Origin of the sequence: Brevundimonas sp. MYb52, from assembly GCF_002979535.1 — a bacterium.
Taxonomy (GTDB): Bacteria; Pseudomonadota; Alphaproteobacteria; order Caulobacterales; family Caulobacteraceae; genus Brevundimonas.
This window is the reverse complement of the sequence record NZ_PCPB01000001.1, coordinates 112122-133793: the sequence shown is the minus strand read 5'-3', so window position 1 is coordinate 133793 and position 21672 is coordinate 112122. Positions and strand designations below refer to the sequence as shown.

At 63.8% G+C, this 21672-nt stretch carries 15 protein-coding genes; 9 read left to right on the top strand and 6 right to left on the bottom strand.

The genetic code is table 11. The features are described 5' to 3' along the window. The first annotated feature begins 102 nt into the window (after window positions 1–102). The 8 genes from hxsB to CQ039_RS00700 all read left to right on the top strand — a co-directional run bounded on the left by hxsB (window position 103) and on the right by CQ039_RS00700 (window position 13700). Window positions 103–1548 carry a His-Xaa-Ser system radical SAM maturase HxsB gene (hxsB, locus tag CQ039_RS00735; RefSeq protein ID WP_105564976.1) on the top strand — a complete coding sequence of 482 codons (1446 nt, stop codon included), beginning with the start codon at window positions 103–105 and terminating at the stop codon, window positions 1546–1548. Next, complete coding sequence (hxsC, locus tag CQ039_RS00730) at window positions 1545–2705, top strand: His-Xaa-Ser system radical SAM maturase HxsC (protein WP_105564975.1); 1161 nt, start codon at window positions 1545–1547, stop codon at window positions 2703–2705. The genes hxsB and hxsC overlap by 4 nt, the downstream gene beginning before the upstream one ends. After that, complete coding sequence (gene hxsA, locus CQ039_RS00725; protein ID WP_105714850.1) at window positions 2692–3705, top strand: His-Xaa-Ser repeat protein HxsA; 1014 nt, start codon at window positions 2692–2694, stop codon at window positions 3703–3705. The genes hxsC and hxsA overlap by 14 nt, the downstream gene beginning before the upstream one ends. An 83-nt stretch (window positions 3706–3788) precedes the next feature. After that, window positions 3789–4970: a lysozyme inhibitor LprI family protein gene (locus CQ039_RS00720; protein WP_105564403.1), complete on the top strand. Its 1182-nt coding sequence runs from the start codon at window positions 3789–3791 to the stop codon at window positions 4968–4970. Window positions 4971–5189: 219 nt separating this feature from the next. Continuing rightward, window positions 5190–8786: a DEAD/DEAH box helicase gene (locus tag CQ039_RS00715; protein WP_199183518.1), complete on the top strand. Its 3597-nt coding sequence runs from the start codon at window positions 5190–5192 to the stop codon at window positions 8784–8786. A 347-nt stretch (window positions 8787–9133) separates the two neighbouring features. Continuing rightward, entirely contained in the window at window positions 9134–11899 is a 2766-nt protein-coding gene (locus CQ039_RS00710; RefSeq protein ID WP_105564404.1) for a hypothetical protein, read from the top strand. Continuing rightward, complete coding sequence (locus CQ039_RS00705; RefSeq protein WP_105564405.1) at window positions 11896–12375, top strand: response regulator; 480 nt, start codon at window positions 11896–11898, stop codon at window positions 12373–12375. Before CQ039_RS00710 ends, CQ039_RS00705 begins: the two co-directional genes overlap by 4 nt. Further along, window positions 12372–13700, top strand: a complete 1329-nt coding sequence (locus CQ039_RS00700; protein WP_105564406.1) for a response regulator — start codon at window positions 12372–12374, stop codon at window positions 13698–13700. Before CQ039_RS00705 ends, CQ039_RS00700 begins: the two co-directional genes overlap by 4 nt. 164 nt (window positions 13701–13864) lie before the next feature. On the opposite strand, the gene CQ039_RS00695 is transcribed toward CQ039_RS00700, so the two are convergent. The 6 genes from CQ039_RS00695 to CQ039_RS00670 form a co-directional block, all read right to left on the bottom strand. Then, entirely contained in the window at window positions 13865–14773 is a 909-nt protein-coding gene (locus tag CQ039_RS00695) for a HEPN domain-containing protein (protein WP_105564407.1), read from the bottom strand. Between the two features lie 64 nt (window positions 14774–14837). Continuing rightward, complete coding sequence (locus tag CQ039_RS00690) at window positions 14838–15317, bottom strand: thermonuclease family protein (protein ID WP_158256014.1); 480 nt, start codon at window positions 15315–15317, stop codon at window positions 14838–14840. Window positions 15318–15464: 147 nt separating this feature from the next. After that, window positions 15465–17555, bottom strand: coding sequence for a ParB/RepB/Spo0J family partition protein (locus tag CQ039_RS00685; protein ID WP_105564409.1), 2091 nt, complete (start codon window positions 17553–17555; stop codon window positions 15465–15467). Between the two features lie 255 nt (window positions 17556–17810). Then, entirely contained in the window at window positions 17811–18218 is a 408-nt protein-coding gene (locus CQ039_RS00680; protein WP_105564410.1) for a very short patch repair endonuclease, read from the bottom strand. A gap of 24 nt (window positions 18219–18242) precedes the next feature. Continuing rightward, entirely contained in the window at window positions 18243–19292 is a 1050-nt protein-coding gene (locus CQ039_RS00675) for a DNA cytosine methyltransferase (protein ID WP_105564411.1), read from the bottom strand. A gap of 83 nt (window positions 19293–19375) precedes the next feature. Further along, on the bottom strand, window positions 19376–20080 hold the full coding sequence (locus tag CQ039_RS00670) for a hypothetical protein (RefSeq protein WP_105564412.1): 705 nt from the start codon (window positions 20078–20080) through the stop codon (window positions 19376–19378). A gap of 100 nt (window positions 20081–20180) precedes the next feature. On the opposite strand from CQ039_RS00670, the gene CQ039_RS00665 reads away from it, so the two are divergent. Then, window positions 20181–21671, top strand: a complete 1491-nt coding sequence (locus CQ039_RS00665) for an ATP-binding protein (RefSeq protein WP_158256015.1) — start codon at window positions 20181–20183, stop codon at window positions 21669–21671. Window position 21672: the final 1 nt, after the last annotated feature.

Below are 21672 nucleotides of genomic sequence, written 5' to 3'. Positions count from 1 at the left end.
GAGCGCCCGCTGCTGTCCACGTCCCAGCGCGATCGAACGACGATCTCTCGTTGCAAATCAGTCGGATCAGCGGCATGACCGACCAGGGCGAGAGGGGGCTCTATGCGACGCTCGATACAACTGGACGCTGAAAGGCGTCGGGTGCTCGTCACCAATGATTTCGGCGACTACGCCGTGCTGTCCAGTGCCGAGCACGACGCCCTGACGGCTGACGCCCTCCTTCTCGGACATCCCCGCCACGCGGACCTCGAGGCGCGCGTCCTGCTCAATGACACGCCTCGCGAGCATTGGAGCGATCTGGAAAGCGCCGCCCACGCCACACGGAAATCCTTCGCCCTAGACGGTCCGTCCCTCCACATCTTCGTGGTGACGCTGCGCTGCGATCACAGCTGCCAGTATTGTCAGGTGTCGCGCGCGGCGGTGGACGCGGCCGGCTTCGATATGAGCCTCGACGACGCCTATGCCGCTCTTGATCGGGTCTTCGAGGCGCCGGCGCCGGCGCTCACCATCGAGTTCCAGGGCGGCGAACCTGCGCTCCGATTCGACCTGGTTCGCGCCATCGTCGAGCGCGCCGAAGCACTCAACGAGACCCATGACCGCAAGCTCAGCTTCGCCATGGTCTCGACCCTGCACCATCTCTCGGACGACGACCTCGCCTATTGCCGCGACCATGAAATCCGTCTCTCGACCTCGATCGACGGTCCTGCGGAGTGGCACGACGCCAACCGCCCCAACCCCGGCCGCGACAGCTGGGCCCGCACCCTTCACGCCCTGGCGCGGGCGCGGGCCGTCTTGGGCAACGACGCCGTCAGCGCCCTTCCCACCCTGACGCGGCGCGCCTTGTCCGACCCCAAGCGGCTGGTCGATCACTATCGCGACCTCGGCTTCCCCTCGATCTTCCTGCGCCCCATCAGCCCCTACGGCTTCGCGCTGAAGACCCGGCGCGCCATCGGCTATGAGATGAGCGAGTTCCTCGCCTTCTATGAGGCGGCGCTCGACTACATCCTCGAACTCAACGCATCGGGCGAGCCGTTCGAAGAGACCTATACGGCCATCCTCCTGCGCCACATGCTGACCCCCTTCCATTCGGGCTACATGGACCTGAGGTCCCCTGCCGGCGCCGGTCTGGGCGTCCTGGTCTATGACTACGACGGTCAGGTCTATCCGGCGGACGAAGCCCGTATGGCCGCGCGCACTGGCGATGATCGCTTCGCCATGGGCCGAGTGACGGACTCGCTCGATACGCTGATGTCTTCGCCCGCCATGCGCTGGCTGGCGACGGGCTCGGTGGCGGAGACCCTGCCTGGGTGCGACACGTGCGCCTTCGTGCCCTTCTGCGGAGCCGATCCCGTGTATCACGCCGCCGCCCAGGGCGATCCAATCGGCGATCGCTCGACCAGTGAGTTCTGCTTCAAGCACAAGAGCCTGTTCACCCTGCTGTTCAACCGGCTGGCGGACGCCGACGCCTCCACTCTGACGACCTTCCTGGCCTGGGCCATGGGCAGGCCGCGCAGCGACATCCTAGCGCCAGGACATGTCGATCGATGAGCCTTCCGCTTCACACCCACGCCCGCATCCATGGCGTTCAGGACGTCGAAATCCTGAAGGTGCTGACAGCTGAGGAGGCCCTTGCCTCTCACCTCGCGCCTGCTGACATCCTGCTATGGGAAGCGCAGGGCGACGCCTTCGCCGGATCAGTAGGCCAAGAAGCCTATCCTGAGGCCCGCATTTCCCTTTCGGGACTGCGCAATCCTCACGTCGTCCAGCCCGGCGACGTGGTGCGGCTCAGGCCCGACTCCACCCAGGTCTCGGTCCTCTATAGGCGCGGCTCCGGCGCCAACACCCTCTTCGTCACCGAGCGCTGCAACAGCCGCTGCCTGATGTGTTCGCAACCGCCGCGCGACGAGGACGACAGCTGGCGGACGGATGAGCTTCTCCGACTGATCCCTCTGATCGACCGCGAAGAGGTCCAGCTCGGCGTCAGCGGCGGCGAGCCCACCCTGCTGGGCAAGGATCTCGGCCGACTGATCGACGCCTGCGCGCTGCACCTGCCGGACACCGGTCTCCACATTCTGACCAACGGCCGCCTGTTCGCCTCGCGCGCTCTGGCCGAGAGCCTGGTTCAGCGACATCAGAACAAGGTCGTCTGGGCCGTGCCGCTCTACGGCGACGTCGCCGCCGACCACGACCTCGTCGTCGATGCGCCCGGCGCCTTTGAGGAGACGCTGCAAGGCCTCTTCGAACTGGGCCGGCTGGGCGCCCGGGTCGAGATCCGCGTGGTGCTGCACCGCATGACCGTGGACCGCCTGCCCCAGCTCGCCTCCTTCCTCTACCGTCGGCTGCCCTTCGTCGAACACGTCGCCCTCATGGGCCTAGAGCCCATGGGCTTCGCCAAGAGCAACCGCTACCGCCTCTGGATCGATCCGATCGACTATGTCGCTCCGCTGCGCGAGGCGGTCTTCCATCTCGCCAATCGCGGCCTGACCACCTCCCTCTACAATCTGCCGCTCTGCATCCTCCCTCTGTCCCTGAGGCCGTTTGCGCGCCAGTCCATCTCGGACTGGAAGAACGCCTTCGCGCCCGAATGCGAGGGCTGCACTGTGGCTGCGGACTGCGCCGGCTTCTTCGCTTCGGCCGGGCCGACCTGGCGGAGCCGCGCCATCAAACCCATTCCAGCTCCGGAGACGCTTCATGAACTGGCGTGACCGCCTGACCCTTCTCCTCGGCGTCGCAAGCCCCTTCGTCGCCCAGCAACCGGCGATGGCAGCTCCGCAGGCCGACGCCAAGGCCGTGGCCGACAAGCCCGAGGTGCAGCGCAGCGTCACCTATTGGCGCGATCCCGCCCAGGCCAAACGCCTGCTCCAACTGGCGCAGCACCGCAGCCACAGCAGCCACCGCAGTCATAGCTCGCACCGGTCCCACTATTCAGGCAGCGGCGGCTATAGCGCGCCCCGCTACACGCCGCCGGTCTACACCCCGCCGCGCACGCCCGCCCCGCGCAGCACGCCCGCCCCACGCACCACGACGCCGCGCGCCGTCGCCCCGCTCTACAGCCCTCCGGCCACGACCTATTCGACGCCGACCACGACGCCCTTCGTGTCGAGCGGAACCTCCACGCCCAGCGACCGCATCAACGGCCGCGCCTTCAGCCAGTCCGAAATCCGTCAGGTGGTGCGTCGGGTTCAAACGGCCCTGACGGTTCGCGGCTATGATCCAGGCGGGCTCGACGGTCTCCTTGGCGACAAGACCCGGACGGCGCTGAGGCAGTATCAGGCCGCCAGCGGCCTTCCCCAGTCCGGCTATCTCGACCTTGCAACGCTCGACGGCCTGGGCGTCACCGTGGCTACGCCCTCCCTCGGAGCGGCCTCCGCCCCCGCGGCGGCCCCGCCGGTCGCTCCTGCGGCTCCGGCAGCGATCGCACCCGTGCCGACCGAGCCCGTCTGGCTCGATCAACCGACCGCCGCTGATCTGGATCGTCTGCGGCCCTCCGGCGCATCCCGCTACCCGCTCGGCAGCGCCGTCATTCGGTGCATGGTGGCGGAAGACGGAACCCTCTTCGCCTGCTTCGCCGAATCGGAAACCCCGCCGGGCCGCCGCTACGGCCAGGCCGCTGTGCGCGCCGCCGCCCTCTACCGCATGCGGGTCGACGGGCCGTACGCCGCCTTCGTGGGCCAGGCGATTGAGGTGCGCATCTCGTGGACCTAGGTCAGAGGCCGTCCTCCCCGCCCCCCGGTTCGCCTTTAACAGGGGAAAAGCGCCCGTCATGGCCGTGGCTTCTTGGTCTGGCCGTGCTCGGCGTCGTGGTCGCCGTGGCCATCGGCGGCGAGAACACCCGCTCACGCGGCCTGTCGTCGCCGTCCACCGCCGCAGCCCCGACAGCCTCACCTCTGCCCGACACGAATATCGAAGGGCAGTGGATAGAGTGGAAGGGCGACGACCTCGCTCAGACCTTCCGCGTGGGCGGCTACAGCCTGAGCGTATCGCCGATGGTCGACAGAGAAGGTCTCCCTGCGGCGCAGCTCAAGATCGTCGCGCCGGACGGCGCGGCTCTCGACCACCAGACCTCAGCCTCCAGCTGGGCCAACCTGACCTTCATGGTGGTCCAGATGGACGCCGCAGATCCCACACGTCAGTTGATCGTCGCCGACTACAGCGGCGGCGCCCATTGCTGCACACAGGTGACGGTGTTTGAGCGCCGGGACGGCCGCTGGAACCGCTCGGAGCTGGGGTCATGGGACGGAGACGTTCCGGCGACGCCCAAGGACCTCGACAACGACGGCCGCAAGGAGATGGTCTTCGTCGACCAAGCCTTCCTCTACGCCTTCGCCTCCTACGCCGAGAGCGCAGCGCCGCCCGTCATCAAGCAGGTCCATCAGGGCAAGATCACAACCCTCTCGTCCGAACGCGCGTTCCGCCCGACCTACGCCGCCTATCTGGATGAGGTACGGCCTGATTGCCTGGCAGGGTCGAACGGCGCCTGCGCAGCCTTCGTCGCGACAGCGGCAAGGCTCGGCCAGCTCGACGCGGCCTGGGCTGTCATGCTCGGGGCCTATGATCAGGCGTCAGACTGGGATCTCCCCAAGGCCTGCCGGATCCGAACGAAAGACGCCTGCCCGCCCGAAGCCGAGCTGACCTTTGCGACCTATCCCGAGGCCCTTCAGTGGTTCCTCGGCAAGAACGGCTACGCCTCACCCGCCTATATTGCGCCTCTGAACGCCGCCGGTCCCTCCTTCGAGTGTGGAGCAGCGCGCACGGCAGGCGAGCAAAGCGTCTGCACCCTGCCGGCGCTGGCGATCCAGGATCGGATGTTGGCGATGGCCTACACACGCGCCTCGGCCCTGAGCCGGGACCGCCAAGCCCTGCGCGCCTCCCAGCGCGCCTTCCTCTCGGCGCGAAACGATCTCGCAGATCCAGCCGCCCTGTCAGCACTCTATCAAGGCCGTATCGAGCTGCTGCTGGCGGTGGATTGACGATGAAGGTCATTGGACCCCGAGATCCACGGCGGAAAACGCCGCTCTGGCGTATGTTCGACCTGGCCGCATTCATCGCTGCCGGCGCCACTTTCATCACGCGAAATGTGCAGTTTCACCACGCCGCCCTAGCCTCGGGCGTCGCGAAGCGGCACGTCCCAAGCGTGCCAGCGATTTGTTCTAATCACGCCAGTATGCCGATCACGACAGGTGTTTTCCTTGCCTTCTAAGCGTCCCTACATCCAGCACAGCATCGTTCAGCTCGAGGACCTGTTCGCTCAAGCGACGCAGGACTCGAGCGTGATGGAGCGCCTCGAACATGAACTAAGCTTCCGCGAGACGAAGCGGGCCGCAGAACTACGCAGCCGCACCCAGGGACACGTACGCAAGGAGCCTTCCTCGACGTCGAAGACGGCGACGCCGAAGTCGACTGCAGCAAAGATCCAGCCCATTGCACGCAAGCCGGCCCAGCGCCCCTCTACCGCTACCGCCCCCGAACAGGCGCGCGCCACGCCCACGGCGAGCTTAGCGACAGCGGATACCGACGAAGTCTTCGTCGCGGAACGACCGACAGAACCAAACACGTCCGCCGGTATTCTCGCCGCTTGGACGGCGCTCGAGGCGCTTTCACCTCAGACCTACAAACGACCTAACGATCTCACGATCGGCCAGCACGGAAGCGTTGCGGAGCTAGGTAAGGGCGACCTCCCCTGGGAGCGCGGCGAAACCTCCCGCAAGAACTACCAACTCTATTATCAGATCATCCTGGGGGCGATCCCCATGGGGCCAGCGACGGCGGATCTCGTCAAAGCTTTCGGCGCCGATGATGAGCTCCCGAGCCGAACGAAGGACAAGGCGGCGATCGCCGCCATTCTCGTGGATCGCAACGGCCTGCTGGTTGAGGACAACGGCATCGCAGTCTCGAGCTTCGCCTGGGCGCTCCCCCTAGCCCTCAAGCAGAAGCTGGAGGCCTTGGGCGGCTGGCCCAGCATCGAACCCAAGGTGATTCAAGCGCTCGACGACATCCTTCGTCGGACTGACGACGTTGACGCAAGGCTCCCCCTTGATCGCGCTACGCTCAGCCGTGCTTACGCCTGTCTGTTGGAGACGTTCGACCTTCCGAACCACCTGGCGGAAGCGCCGACGTTCGCACTGCGGGTCTTCCATTACTACAAGGCCAAGAACCCGCCCGAAGCCTCATTGCTGAACTCCTTCTACATGGGCGACCTGGCCCTTGCGGCAGTGCACTGCCGCAAACAGACTGCGCCCCGCGGTCTGCGCCAATATCTGGGCGTCGAACGTCCGGAACGATCCTTTGACCTCTTGAACGACCAGGTCGCGGTCGAGCATGCGGTGGCGCCGGCAAGGACCCCCGCGGCACGCTGGCCCAGTCCCGGAGGACACCCACTTGTCCTTCTACAGCAAGCGGCTGTGAACCTCGCGCGATCGGAGCTTGCAAACAGCTCTGGCGTGATCGCTGTCAACGGTCCCCCCGGGACAGGCAAGACCACGCTTCTGAGAGACGTTGTCGCGGCCGCCGTCCTGGATCGTGCGCTCGCAATGGCGGAATTTGACGACCCCAAAGAGGCGTTCCGCCCTTCCGGAGAAAGATGGTCGTTCGGTGGTCCTCACGCCCTCCATCTCTACAAACTCGATCCGACCCTAAGGGGACACGAGGTCATCGTCGCCTCAAGCAACAACAAGGCCGTCGAAAACGTCAGCCGCGAACTGCCAGCCATCAAGGCCATCGGGCGCCCGACGGAGCTCGCCTATTTCAAATCCATCAGCGATTTCGTTTACCGGCCGTCGGACGCTGACGAGTCGGAGGAAGCTGGCGAGCCCAATACGCCCGCAACGACGGATGCCCTGGAAACCTGGGGCATTATCGCGGCGGTCCTCGGCAATGCTAAGAACCGCGCCGCCTTCTCAAAATCCTTCTGGTGGGATGACGACCAAGGCTTCCGCATCTATCTCAAAGCGGCCAAAGGCGATGCGGTCGTTCGCGAGATCAAGGACCCCGTCACCGACAAGGTGATCGACCGTAAAACCCCTTCGGTGGTCATTAACGAAACGCCTCCTGCCTCCCCCCAGGCTGCTGCGGCAAACTGGTATCGCGCGCGGCAAAGGCTGACGACCCTCCACCTCGAAATCCAAGATGAGCTCTCCGCCCTTGAGGCCGTGCGGCAGTTGGCGCTTCAGCTGAGCCGCGCCAAGGCGGCGGTCTCGGAAGCGCTGGCGGCACGCGCCGTCCTCATCGCCCGTCTGCAACAAGCGCAGGCCGACAGCGCCCTCCACAATGCAGACCTTGAGGTGGTCCGCCTTGAAGCCAAACAGGCTCAGGACGCCGTCAAACGCCACCGCAAGCGCCGCCCTGGCCTTATCGCCTGGCTATTCCGTCGGGAGGCGAGGCAGGCATGGACACGGGAAAACCTACCGCTGGCTGAAGCGACCAGGATTGCGGACATCAAATGTTTGCAGGCGGAAACCACCCTCGCCGACTGCGTTCAGCGAGTTGAAGCACTGAATCTGGAGATCGCTCGTGCGGATCGAGCGCTCATCGAACCGCAGAACAGGGTCTTCCAGCTCGGCGCACAACTCGACGTCTATCGTCCGGCGCTCGGCAAGCGCATCGTCGATGAGGCGTTTTTCGCGGCCGGGCACGAGGCTTCAAACCTGGCGTCGCCGTGGCTACCTGACAGCCTTCAAACCAAGCGCGAAGACCTCTTCATCGCAGCCATGGCCGTTCACAAGGCCTTCATCGACGTTTCAGCGCAGAAGGTGCTGCATAACCTGTCGATCCTCATGGACGTCTTTAAGGGTGGCTCCCCACAAGACCCAGCAAAGCGCGCGCTACTCGGCGATCTCTGGTCGACCCTCTTCATGGTCACGCCGGTGCTGTCGACGACCTTCGCTTCGGTGGAAAAGATGCTGGGCGATTTGCCGCCAGAGAGCATCGGCTGGCTGCTAATTGACGAGGCCGGTCAGGCCCTTCCGCAAGCCGCGGTCGGCGCCGTCATGCGCGCCCGGCGCTCCGTCATCGTCGGAGATCCGCTTCAAATTCCGCCGGTGGTCGCCCTGCCCGAACGGCTGAACGTCGAAATCACCAACTTTTTCAAAATCGACAGGAAGGCCTGGGCGGCGCCCGAAGCCTCCAGCCAGACCTTGGCTGATCGGGTTTCGCCGTTCCAAGCGGCTTTCAAGTCAGACCAAGGGCCCCGTCAGGTCGGCATCCCGCTCCTCGTCCACAGACGCTGCCAGGAACCGATGTTCGGCATATCCAACCGCATCGCCTACGACGGGCAGATGGTCCACGCGCCCGGTCCCAAGGCAAGCACTATCGGCGACATTCTCGGGGCTTCCAAGTGGCACAACGTCGACGGTGACGCAGACTCGAAATGGAGCCCGGACGAAGGCGAGCGCGTCGTGGCCCTGCTTCGTGAAATCGCCGAGGCGGGCGTTCAAAATCCTGACGTCTTCATCATCACCCCCTTCCGCATCGTCGCCCAGGAACTGCGCACCCGGCTGAAAGCCGAGCGGGCGGTATTCGCGCGGTTCGGCGTGGACCCAGGCACCTGGCTGAAGGACAGGGTCGGCACGATTCACACGGTTCAGGGCCGAGAGGCCGAGGCCGTCATCCTGGTCCTGGGTGCGCCAAAAGCCTCTCAGAATGGAGCCCGTTCCTGGGCTGCGGGAACCCCAAACATCCTCAACGTCGCGGTCTCACGCGCAAAGCAGAGGCTATACGTTGTGGGATCGTATGGGGCTTGGTCGGGCGTGGGTCACACACGCGAGCTGGCGTCACAACTCACTCCATAGGGATAGGGGGGCTTTCAATTCGAAAACTGAAACTCACCAGAAGAGGTCGTTGGCCCACCGTCGAGAAGCAGAACTAGAAGGCGATTGATGAACGTGGAACCCATTCGCGCGGCGACGCGACACTTCCCAAAAACGCTGACTTTCCACATTGAAGATCACCGTTGCGGGAACCCTTGGAGACGGTATGGTTCCACCACAAGACGAAAAAGAAAGGTTGATTCGCGTTGATCGGAGCGTCGCTGGTGACGCGAAAATGACACTTAAGCTGTCGCCGCCCGCGGACGAAAACTTCAATGCCCTTTGCTCCCCACACAAGCCCGCTAGAGGCTGGCATTTCCGATCGTGAGATGCTTCTGGAGGAGAATCTCGCGCGACGCTTGGCTGAAGGCTTGGAGCTGCGTCGGAAATTGGCGTCGGCGATTTTCGCGGGCGGCCCCCACAGAATCATAGAGCAGCGCCATCCCTCGGTGTTTGGAACCTTGATGGGGCGGCGCGAAGTCCCAAGCCTGGCACCAGCGCCCTACCAAGGTGATGATCGTTGGGCCTATGTCGCGGCTGTACTCACCGCCCCGTCACTTGACGCTCAGCGCCCACTGGTCCGCTCCATTGTCCCGCCCCAAGACGAGCAGTTCGTCACCTTGTTTACTATCGGTGCCTTGATGAGTTCCGCCACCCTCGAGCCGGATGCGCTCTCGGTGCTGGGTCCAGCGGACCTGTCTATCGTTGTCGAGTCGCTAGCCGCTGCCGAACGACTGCCCGAAACGCTCAGGCATTTAGGCCCGATCTCATCGCTCGCGGCCCAGGAGACTTATAGCTTTGGCCTATACGATTCGCCGTGGGAAGCTATCCGCGGCGAACTTCCATCGCGCTCCAATGCAGGGATGGCGGGCTTTCAGCGCGCTGTGCAAGAAGCCAAACAAGCTCACGTGCCGCTGTTCGGGCCGGACGTCTTCTCCCTGCTGCAGGCCCTATCCGAACCGACGATGCCGCTCCAAGAAGCGCAGCTCGAACAGATGCTCACTCTAGCCGCTAAATGGGGCCTAGACGATCTGGTCATTAAACTTCTTCTTCTGCGCTTGGTGGGACCCTACTCCGAAGAACAGGCATTCCTTCGTCGACGAATGCCCGAGGTGCGCCGATCGATCTCGGCTCGGCATGCGACCGCTGTTGAGATGCTGCTCGCACCCGACCCACCGACCGACACTTCGAGAGGGCGCCCAGCGCTCTATTTCGAGGCGGTCTCGCAGCTCTACATGGCCATCCGCAGGGCGCTCAAGCAACGTGAGCCGTCCTCACTGATCAAGGCTGTCATCGACCTCTATGCTTTGGACGCCGCGCTCATCGGATTCTTACCCTGGGACCAGATCAGCCGAGCAGTGGGTGAGCATCTAGGTCAGGACGCCCGGACTGCCTTTATGACGTATCTGATGTCGGAAGATCAGGTGAGTTCCAGCTTTCCGCGGGTTGCCCTTCGATTTGGCAAGGGCGCGTTGATCGCCGACCTGATGTCTTTGATCGATATCCGCAGCCGTGGGGACAGCGTCAATCAACTACTGATGCAGGTCTCGGCGCTTCCGGAACGGCCCGCCGCCGCCCTGACCCGGGCAATCTTGGATCGCCCCATCATGGAGCGGCTCGTTAGTTCTCTGCCGTCGCCTCGCGCACACCGGACGATGAAGGTCAACGAACATCACCGGATCAGCTTGATGACGATCAGCGCACTCCGTTTTGCGAACCTGAAGTCACTCATCCCGCTGCCCGAAGTGCGCCGTCGGTTTGAGCGAGAGCTCGACAATCTCCGATTTGATTTTCTTCAGGGTCAGTTTCGGTCTGGTCGAGTGCGCGTCGCTTGGATTGAGCTCAAGCGTGAAATCGCTGACCTCTTCGCGCAGGATTTGCCCATCTCAGCTATGCAGATAGGCGCGGAGGCGGCCCCCACAGGTCTAGCGCCGCGCCTAGCCGCCTACAGCGCCCAGCAGATCACGGCTCATCTGCTTGAAGGCTCTGAGAATGGCATCAATCAGGCACTGAGCAGTAACCTGCGGCACGGAGTTATCCTACCGCGCTATCTCAAGGCCTTCGACGATGCCATGCAGGCCGTTTGGCCGAAGGCGGCCATGCTGACTTGGGACGAGGGTCCGGTGCAAGCCCGGTTTGGCGAACACGGACTGCGGATTCTTGCCCTACGCGAACAGGTGAGTGATCTAGTCAAGACATTCATGGATGTGAGACTTACAGTCGAAAAAGAAAGTGCCTTTGCAGGCGAGCTGCAGGAACGGATCCGGCTTCGTCTGTTGGCCTATCTTGCGGCGGGAGGGTCGCCCACTAGCAAGGTCTTGCCACGCACCCTCGTCGCCACCGCCAAAGTCGAACTTCGCCGCCACCTGCGCAACGCCGTCAAGGGCCTCAGCGATGACGTCCGAAAGGTGATCAACGCAGAGATCAAGGCGATGCGACGGAAGATCGCGCAGGGCACCCGACATGAGGTCAGGTCCTACGTCGACAGTCTGGAGACGTGCTTGCATCAGGCGCACGGGTCGGTCCGAGAATGGATGGCCCTTGTTAGTCTCACGGGTGCCTCTCGCCCATTCACCTTGTCAGACATCGTCCAGCTTCATCTTATCTCCGCTACACTGGACGCACGCGAAAAGCTCAAGGTCGAGTCGACCGTCACCGTTAACGGTGTGGAGCATACTGGGCTCGAAATCCGCGGCGAACTGCTCGGCTTCTTCGAAGAGGTGGTGCGCAACTTGCTGTCCAATGCCTTTAAAGGCAGCGGCGATGATCTAAGAACTCAAGCCCAGCTTCGGCTGGTCGTCACGAACGAGCGAATGTTGATACGCTGCGTCAACGCTATCAACATAAAGCAGGTCACAACGGTTATCGAAAACCATGCAACGACTGTAGCCAAGGCCCAGAAGCGTGTCGCCCGTGAGGCGCAAAAGGACCGGCATTCCGGTTTCCAGAAGATGCGGCTCGCCTACAAACAGGCGCAGATGCAGCAGCCAGTCATTAACATTCCGCCGATTTCACCTCGGACGGCGCGGTTCGTAATCGAACTTGATTCCGCCCTCCCTCCGGGTGGACTGTTTACAGCTCCCATACTGAAATGAACGAGCGATATCAGGTTCTGATTGTCGAGGACAATCTGACTAAGCAGCAGGAAATAATCAACGCTCTGCCGCCAGCATTTCGTGACGGCGTGCTCCCCACGCCGTCAATCGCCGCTGCCTATAGATCAGTAGCCAACAAGCGCTTTGACCTAGTTATCCTGGACATGACTTTCCAGATTTCAAACGAGGGGGGCGGCGCTATCGCAAAGGAGTCCCTCGCAGGCGTGGAAGTGCTACAATATATGTCGCGCATGCGTATCCGGACGCCGGTTATAGTCGCGACCCAGCACACCAACTTTCATACGGTTGAGCTTCCGGGCATCGACTCGATCGAGAAGTTGGACGAGTTGCTGCGTGACTTGTTCCCCGAAAACTACGTCACAACCGTGCACGTAGATCTATCTGGGGAAGACTGGAAACAGCAACTAGTTTCGGCCGCCGAAAACGCCTTAAAACGAGATCTTCCGAGAAAATGAGAATTTTGATTGTCGACGATGCCGAAGACAAGCGGCGTGATGTACGGTGCGCACTACAGGCAGAGTTTCAGGACCAGTATACCTTGGAGCTCGACGAGGCCGTCGATTATGAAGAGGCGCTTGAACGTCTACGCGATGGATTTTACGATCTCGTCGTACTCGATCTCTTTCTGCCCGACGCGGTCCGTTCCCCCACAGATGACGTCTCTAAAGCTCTAATCAAACAGGTCGTGAGGGGTGATCGCCTAATACCTCCCACCCACATCATCGGCCTGACCGCCTACCCGCTCAAAATCGAGTGCGAACGCCCATTCTACGATGAACACCTTCTGGCTCTTCTCCATTACGACGCTGTTGACAGCACATGGCGGACAGCCCTGTGTAGCCGCATCCGATATCTGGTCGCCTCAAAGCGAGCCGCAGCTCGCTTCCGCCTAGAGAGTTACGACTTTGATCTTGTAGTGATGACCGCACGCCACGAGAATGAATACGTGCCCGTTGCGCAATCGCTCTTCAAGCGCAAGGTAGCGGAAGAGTTCCTCCCATGGGCTGGCATGGTCTCCATCGGAGAGGTCGCCGGGCCAGGACAGCGCCCCCTGAAAACTGCTCTTGTCTGCATTGGCGAAATGGGGATGGCTCCAGCCGCTGCGGCTGCGAGCGAGGCGATGAATTTGTTCAGACCCCGTATGATTGCCATGGTCGGGATGTGCTGCGGATTCAATACCTCGGTCAGTGCCTCACCCAGAAAACTGCTCGACGTCTTGGTGGCCCGAGAGGTCGCTTGTTGGGAGGAAGGTAAGTACGAGTCGGACAAACAATCAGGGGACGGTCAGTTCCGCAATCGCGCTAAGACCCGTTTAGTTGATGATGCGATCCGTAACCAGGTTGAACAGACTGTGGAGCAGGCATCGGCCCACCTGACGCCCCGCCTACGTCGGGTAGCAAACACCAAGCAATATAAGGCGGTTGCAGAGCAATTTGACGAGACTGATATCCGCGCGATTCCCGAGGTTAAATTCTCCCCCATCGTCAGTGGTTCCAGCGTTGTGGCAGACGATGACATGATCACCGAAATCCTTGGCCGGCATCCAAATGCCTTGGGCTTGGACATGGAGATCGCTGGCCTACATGCGGCCGTCGACCGTTGCCTCGGAAAGAAGCCTTCAGTGCTCGCCGTTAAAGGCGTAGCGGATTTTGGTCGGGCCGACAAAGGTGCCAACGCTCAGGTAATGGCCTCACGCTGCGCCACAGAAGTCTTTCTCGGCATCATCGGGCAGTTGGACATTTTCGAACCTAACCGGTCAAGCGTGACCAAAGCTAGTTAGGCGGCCAGATTCCCATTTGTCGGGAGCCAGACATCACGAAACCCAAACTAGTGAGCCGTATCATCTAATGACCATCCGCAGTTGGCCAGATACGGCCGTAGCCGGCTTCAGACGTCCGACGGCACGAGGTGCCCAGCTTTCAGCCGGCGCTCATTTTTGAGTGGCTATGCAGCTTCGACGCGAGCTCGCAGGGCAACGACACGTTCTTCGCAGATCGTCTTTACCTGCCCTGACAGAACGTTGACGCGCTCCGTAAGCCAGAACAACTCTTCGTCGGTGATCTTGTAATGCTTCGAATAGCGCGCCTTCACATAGGCCGCGCGCAAGAGCTCGAAGCAGCGTCGCTCGAACTTGGTGTCGTGCGGAAACGCATCCTGCAACCGACCGTCCAGCGGCTCACAACGACGACGGAGGAAGACGAGGTTGTGGGACTTCGGACTGTAGAGTGTCAGCACCAATAGCACGCAGTGGTACAGGTGCTCGGTCGCTTGGTGCAGGTGGAAGGCTGCGAGCTTTAGCCTGCCCTTCTCAACATTGTATGCGGCCGTGTCACGGAAGCCTTCCGAGCTATCAAACCACTCTTCGAAGTGCTCCTCCACCTCAGCCAGCGCCACCTTCGGCGACAGCTCCTCAGGCATTACGAACTTCGCGCCCGGCGTATCCTCCAGCACAATCCCCTCGCGCAGGATGTCCGCGAAGAAGGACCGCCCACGCTCCAGCTGGCGGTTCACGTCGTCCAGGCTATGAACAATGAAGCTCACCGGCGTCCGCAGGCGCGAGACCCCCGGCGTCGTTCGCCACAAGGCCGCGTCCCAGACTTCGCTGTCAGTCAGGTCCTCATGATCGACCACGATCAGGATGTCGAAGTCCGAGAAGTAGCGCCCTACCGGATCGTGCACCCAGTCGCCGCGGGCATATGATCCGTAGAGGATGATCTTGAGGATGCGGCCGTTCTTCAGGCGGTCGGCGCGCTTGGTGGACATGGCCTCGGCGAACGACGCCTTGAGCACGTCAACCACCCGCAGGAGTTCGGCGCGCTTCAGGCTCGGCAAATGGTCGAGGCTCTTGTTCATCGGAAACGAGTCTCCCCGATGGGGCGCAGGACCGCAAGCACAGATAAGCTTACAGGGCGGGCCATCACTTCCCTCCCCTGCGCTGGCGGCGCCAGTCTTCGGGATCAGTGAAGGACCCGGCCCAGATACCGGCCTTGTCTCGCCGGGCGGCGACCTCCTCGATCAGATAGGCGGCTCCGGCGTAACGGGCGTTGCGCACGGCGAGACCCTGCCTCACCAGCCAGGCGCCGACGTCTTCGCCGTCCATCTCGCACCGGGCGACCATTCGGCCATATCGATCTGTGTCCTGGAGCCAGCAGGAGACGGTCTTGTTCTCAAGGCGCTGATCGAGCCGGTTGGCCGACAGCCGTCCGCAGGCGTAGGCCGCGCCGACTGCGTCGTCGCAGAGCTGCCGCGCCTCCGGGGCGTCCACGCCCCACAGTCGAATGCGCTGGTCATGTATTTCCAGGGTGTCGCCATCGATCACCGAGGCTCGCCCCATGACGGTCGGCGGCGCCGGGGCGCAGGCCGCAAGCAGGACCATAAGAGGAATCAGGATGCGCATCTGACGACCTGTATAACGTAGAGCTTGAGGCATTGCGTGGATGGCTCCGCGAGCGGCCCACAGGGACGCGAGCGCCCGGTCCGCCCGCCGCTCAGACGAAGGCTGGCCGCACGCCCCTCCGGACGCGCGGCCTCTTTCGGCTTCGACCTATTCCGCCGCGAAGGCGTAGCCGTTGTCGGTCGGCGCCGCATCTTCAGCGTCACCCGAAGTGGCCGCGTCAGGAGACGCCTCTCCCGCCACGACCTCGGCTTCACTCTCCGGCTCAGGAACCACGACCCGCAGCACGGTCGGCAACCAGCCCCTCCCCTCCAACAGCCGCTCGGCGGCGTCCGCCATATCGCCCTTCTTGAAGCCGACAATCCGACCGGCCTCCTCCGCGCCGACAGCCTCGGTCACGGCCTCCAGCACCCGCGCCTTAGGGACACGGGAGAAGTAGCTGGCGGCGGTGGCCGACCAGCTCCCGGCCATGTCCAGCCCGACCGCCGTGGCCAGCGTCTCGGCCTGCGCCCATGCGCCGGGCCGACGGTCGTGCGGATCGCGCACGGCATGGAGGCCGACCCCGGCGCAGCAGGCCAGCAGGTCCAGAAGGTCGGACCGGCGCAGCCCCGCCACCACCGACCACAGGTCCTCGGCCCGCTCCGGAAGCCGCGCGCCCCAAGCCTCAAGGCGGTCGGTCACGCGCCGACCGGCGGGGCTATCTCCCACCCCCGGCGCGAGACGCTCCAACCCGCCCGCCGACAGACGCAACTGCAGCGGGGTGAAGTCGCCGTAGCCCGGATAGAAGACCTGCAAGGCCATGGCGTGAACCACCGTCGCCAGGGCGGCGGCGACATCGGCCTGCACGGCGTCCCGCAGCCCCATGGTCTTGTGGGCCGTGAGGTCGATGAGCAGACGTTCAGAGAGGGGCGCCAGTCCTTCATCAGGCTCCGACGCTTCTCCGTCCGCGCGGGCGTCATCGGCCTCCGCGTATTCCGGGGCCTCGCCGTCCGCGCCTTCGTCCGTATCCCACGGCGGGGGCGGCGCCTGCGCCGCATCCTCGGCCCGGACCAGACCGCGCTCGAAACGGGCCAGCCCGTCATGGCCGAGCATGACAATGACCCCGGACCGCGCCTTGGCCTCGGGCGTGTAGTCATAGTCCGGTCCATAGGCCTGCAAGGCCTTGTCGATGGACTCAAGTCGGGCGTCCGTCTCGGGCGGCAGGACCTCGACCGCATCCGCCTCGGAAATGAGCCGGTCATACTCTTCCGACAGAGCCGCCATCTCCACCATGTCCGCTTCAGACCGGACCACCACCACCGGATAGACCCGCCCGAAGTCCGCCGCCTCCGAGAACTCAGCGCAGGCCTCGGCCCATTTCCAACCCTCGCGCTGGCGCGCTTCCTCGGCCAGCCCCGTCAGTTTCTGGCCGACCAGCCGAGCCAGCAGGGCCGGGTCTTCCAGCCAGCCGCCGCCGTCCTCGGTGAAGAGGTCGCGCAGCACCGCCCCGCCCTCGGCCTCATAGGCCTCAAGCCCCACGAAACTGACGCGCCGGTCGTCGGCGCGGACCTTGGCCTCGGTCATGGCGCGACGAATGGCGAAGACGGAGGTGTAGGGCCCCATCTGTTCCAGCACCTGACGTTGCCGGTCCTGATCCTCGCTGACGCAGAAGGCGGTCAGGAGGTCCAGATTGAGGGTCCCGTCGCGATAGGCCGCCATCAACTCCGACGCCGCCGCGCCCAGCCGCAGACGCTGGCGCACCACATGGGCCGTCACCCCGAAACGCGCCCCTATCTCCTCCGGGCCGTAACCCTTTTCCTCCGCCAGCTTGCGGAAAGCCTCGAACTGGTCGGCGGGGTGCATGGCCTCGCGTGTGATATTCTCGTCAAGGCTGATCTCATGGGCGTCGTTCAGGGTGTCCACCACCACCTTGACCGGATGGGTCCGCTTGATCGCCTTGCGCTTCACCAACATCCGCAAAGCCTGCCGCCGTCCCTCCCCGATGGTGACAAGATAGTTTCCCGTCGCCGTCCCCTCCCCGTCCCGCTCGATCTCCACCACGGGCGCCTGAAGCACGCCCTTGGCCCTGATCGAGGCCGCAAGCGCCTCAATAGCCGCCGTCGAGTGCTTCACCTTGCGGGCGTTCCTAGGGGACGCCTTGAGCCGGTTCAGCGGGACCACAATCTCCGCGCCATGCGCGGGCTCGGGAGCCACCTCTGTCTGGTGCGCGGTCGGGGCGGTCTGGACGTCATGAGCAGTCATGTCTGCCTCCTTTGGGCAAGGGTTCCAGGCACGCGAAAGGCGCGCCTGGAACCCTGCCCGTCGGCGAGACCGGGGTAGCAAGGGCCAGGGCGGATCGACCGGAGGGGGATCACCCGGCCTGCACAAGCCTGGCGCCCATGTCCAAAATTCAGGAATGCCGGCGCGGAAGGCCGGGGAGACCGGTCGATCCGGCGGCGAAGCCGCTTCACCCTGGCCCGCGCGAGGGCGGAGCCCTTAGAGCTTACTTCGTCGTAGCTAGGCGGCGATGGCCTCTCTCAGGCGGCGCTCGACTACCGCCTCATCCTTGAGCCCGCACTCCCAGAGCACCAGCACCTTCCACCCAGCAGCTTCGAGCACCTGTTGTTGACGGTTATCTCTAGCGACGGTCGCTTCGAATTTCGCCTGCCAGAACTCCGGCCGTGTCGCCGGCGTAGAGGCGCGGTTGCAACCGGGATGCCGGTGCCAGAAGCAGCCGTGCACAAATACCACCAGGCGATGCTTCGGGAACACCAGGTCCGGCTTGCCCGGCAGGTCCTTGCGATGAAGACGAAAGCGCAGGCCGATGCGGTGGGCGATCCGGCGCACCCGCATTTCAGGGCCGGTGTCCTTGCCGCGCACCCGCGCCATGTTGGCGCTGCGGCGTTCAGGATCGAGCTTGTCCATCGCCCCGGCCCGGCTTCTCCGGAATCAGGCGCTCATCTTGAGCGGGTTCAGCATCCGCACGACCATGCGGGCCAAAGCGCCGGCCAGCGGAGGCGGAACGGCGTTGCCGATCTGGCGCGCCACCTCCGTCTTGGTGCCGTGGAAACGGAAGTCATCGGGGAAGCCCATCAGGCGCGCGGCTTCGCGGTGCGTGATCGGCCGATCTTCGACGGGATGAAGGTAGCGCCCCTTCTCCGGCTTGAAGAACTCGGTGCGGATGGTAACCGAAGGGCGGTCCCACCACAGTCGGCCGAACAGATCCGTGCCGCCCGAGGTCTTGCGCACCCAGCAGTCCGGGGTGAGCTCAGGCGCGTTTTGGAACAGGTTGAAGCGGTTGCCGCCTGGCGGGACCGCCTTGTAACGCGCGAGGCTCTTGGCCGTAGGGTTGCGTCCGAAGTGCAGATCGATCGGCGAGCCGACGCCGATTTCGGTGCCGACGGGTTTGGGGAGATCCCCGATCGCCTGCTTCACCGTGCGCCAAGCCGGCAGGTTGAGGTTCTTGCTCGGATCGGCATGGGTCGGACGCGGCGGGAAGTCCGGCTCCGGGACATCGCGCCACCCGATCACAATGGTCCGCTTACGGGTCTGCGGCGCGCCGTAATCGGCCGCGTTGACGATGACCGCCTTAGTCTTGAAGCCGTAATCTTCGGCCTTGGCGCGAATCTGGACGAGTTCAGGAGATTTGTAGAGCTCGGCTACATTCTCCATGACGAAGACCCGAGCCTTCGAGCGGTTCGCTATCTCGAGGTAGGGCTCCCAAAGGGCCCGTCGGCTGTCGCCGTCGCGCTTCTTGTTGAGCAGGCTGAAGCCTTGGCAAGGGGGACCGCCGATGACGACGTCAGCCTGCGGCACTTCGGCGGTTTTCAGCCAGGCTTCGATGTCGGCGCAGTGAGCCTCGCCGTCAAAGTTGAGCTTATGCGTCTTGATCGCGGCCGCGTCGTTGTCGAGCGCGAGGACGGGCTCGACGCCCTCTTCACGGAATCCCAGCGACATGCCGCCGGCGCCGGAAAAGAGATCGATGAGACGATAAGCCATAGTCGATCAGTCTGCCCAAAGAAGCGATTCGAAGCACGGATTGAAATCCGCAGGAGAACAAAACGCGAACATACGCCCTGCCGTCAATCCCGTAGGATGAAAATTCCAGGCGGCGAATTCGAGGCGGCGAGATCCGCACCCTCGATCATCCGCCCGGATGCGAGAAGGTCTGCGACGCCGGCCACCCAATCGGTCTTGTTGCCGACCAGATAGCGCAGCTCCTCGGCCGTGATCCTCTGACCGGGAAAACGCTCGAAATAGTCCCGCACCAGACTGCGCGGAGCGGCCGCAGGGTCGCGCATCGCGCCGCACGCGGTCCATCGCAGCGGCGCCTCCCGATCCTGATGATCCTCCAACAAGAGATACTCGTCGGGCGCGATCCCGGCCGGCACGGCCTTAAGGGCCTCTTTGGATACCGGCAGAACGCGAAGGTCGCGCACGGCCAACCCCGAGATGATGGGCCAGCCGTGGTGAGCGCGCAGCTCGCGGATGCGTCGCGGGTAGTCGCCGATGCCGGCGACGATCATGAGCTCGTCTGTATGCACGATCCTGCCGACTTGAGCGCGAAGGTAGGCGATCAGACGCGCGCGTCCGGAATCGGAATCGTCAGGGGCGAGGGTCGCGCCGATCGAGGCGCCGAGGTCCCTCAGATGATGATGAACCTGCACGAGCTCGCCGACCTGCTCGCCGACTGTGCCGTGGGCCAGGCGCTGCGGGAGGTCGTGCAGAAGCTCAATCAGACGCTTGCGCAGAAGCTCGGGATCGGAGGTTTGGGAACGACGGGCCATGACCGTCAATAGCGGACGTAGTCGGCCCCGACCATCTCGCTTGTCGGTTGCAGCCGCTTAAGCATGACTGTAGCCCTAGGTCGTAGGGATGAGGGGCGGAATGCTTGAGGGATTGAAAGCGGTCGAGAGCCGGCACCTGCCGCCGCACGGCGGAGCGACGGTCAAGGCCTGGTCACGCATCGGCTATGAGCTGCAGGACGCAGTTGCGGACTTGATCGATAACTCCATCGACGCCGGAGCCGGCCGCGTGGAGATCACGCTCTTCCGCAACGACCACGAGGTGACGTCCCTGACGATCGCGGACGACGGGCGCGGCATGAGCCCCGACCAGCTCATGGTGGGCATGGAGTTCGCGGGTCGCACGGATCACGATCCCGGTGCGCTGGGCGTCTTCGGTATGGGGATGAAGTCGGCGTCCTTCAGCCAGTGCGAGACGATGACGGTCATCACGCGCCAGGGCGGCGTGACCTCGGCCGCACGTTGGTCGGCCGAGCAGATCGACAACGACTGGGCCTGCGAAATTCTCGAAGCCGAAGGGTCCGACGCTGAGTTCCGCAGGCTCTGCCTGCCGACCAAACGGCCTTCGACCGGCGCTCTGGTGGTCTGGGACAAGCTGACACGCCTGGGCGTCGGCGGCGGCGACGACGACCTGGACACCTTCCTGGCGACGGCCGTTTCGCGCCTGGACGCTCATCTTGGCCTGGTTTTTCATCGGTTCCTGTCCGAGGGCGCCCTAGTGATCCAGATCACGGTCCGCCATGAAAGGCGCAGCCTGGCCGTCCCCCGATCGGTCAAGGCGCGCGACCCGTTCGACTATCCGATGTCGGGCGCCGAGGGTTGGCCGAAGGCTCTCAAGGCCGAGCTTCCGGGTCTGGGCGAACTGGACATGCTCGCACACATCTGGCCGGCCGGATCCGGCACGGACGGGTTCCTCCTAGGCGGCCGAAACGGCGTGTCCTTCCAAGGCTTCTACTTCTACCGGAACAACCGAATCGTTCAGGCGGGCGGTTGGAACGACGTCGTGCGCAATGATCAGGATCCCGACCTCGTCCTGGGGCGAGTGGCGGTCGAACTGCCGCAGGGCGGAAACGGGGTGAACGTCCAAAAGTCGGGCCTGCAGGTCACGGCTGCCCAGTCTCAGGCCTTGGCGCGTGCGGCCGGAGAAACGGTCACGTTCGAAGACTATCTGGACGCCGCGCGCGAAGCCTGCGCCGCGTCGAAACGGGCCACACGGGCGGCCAAGACCATTCCTCTGGTCCCGGGCCAGGGCATGCCTATGCCGACCCGCAAGGCGGCCGCCAAGCTGTTGGTCGGAGACGGACCTCAGGAGGATCTGGACTTCGCGTGGGAGACGCTGGAGGACGAAGAGGTCTTCCGTCTGGATCTGTCAGAGACCCGACTCCTTCTGAACAAGACCTATCGACGCGACATCCTGGGCGATGCGCCGGCCTCGGGCGCGGATGCGCCCTTCGTGAAGATGCTGCTGTTCCTGCTGTTCAAGGACGATTTCGAGCGACTGCGATTCTCGGGCAAGCGCACGTCCGAGCTCGAGGTCTGCAACGCACTGCTGTTGGACGCTCTGGGGAAATGAA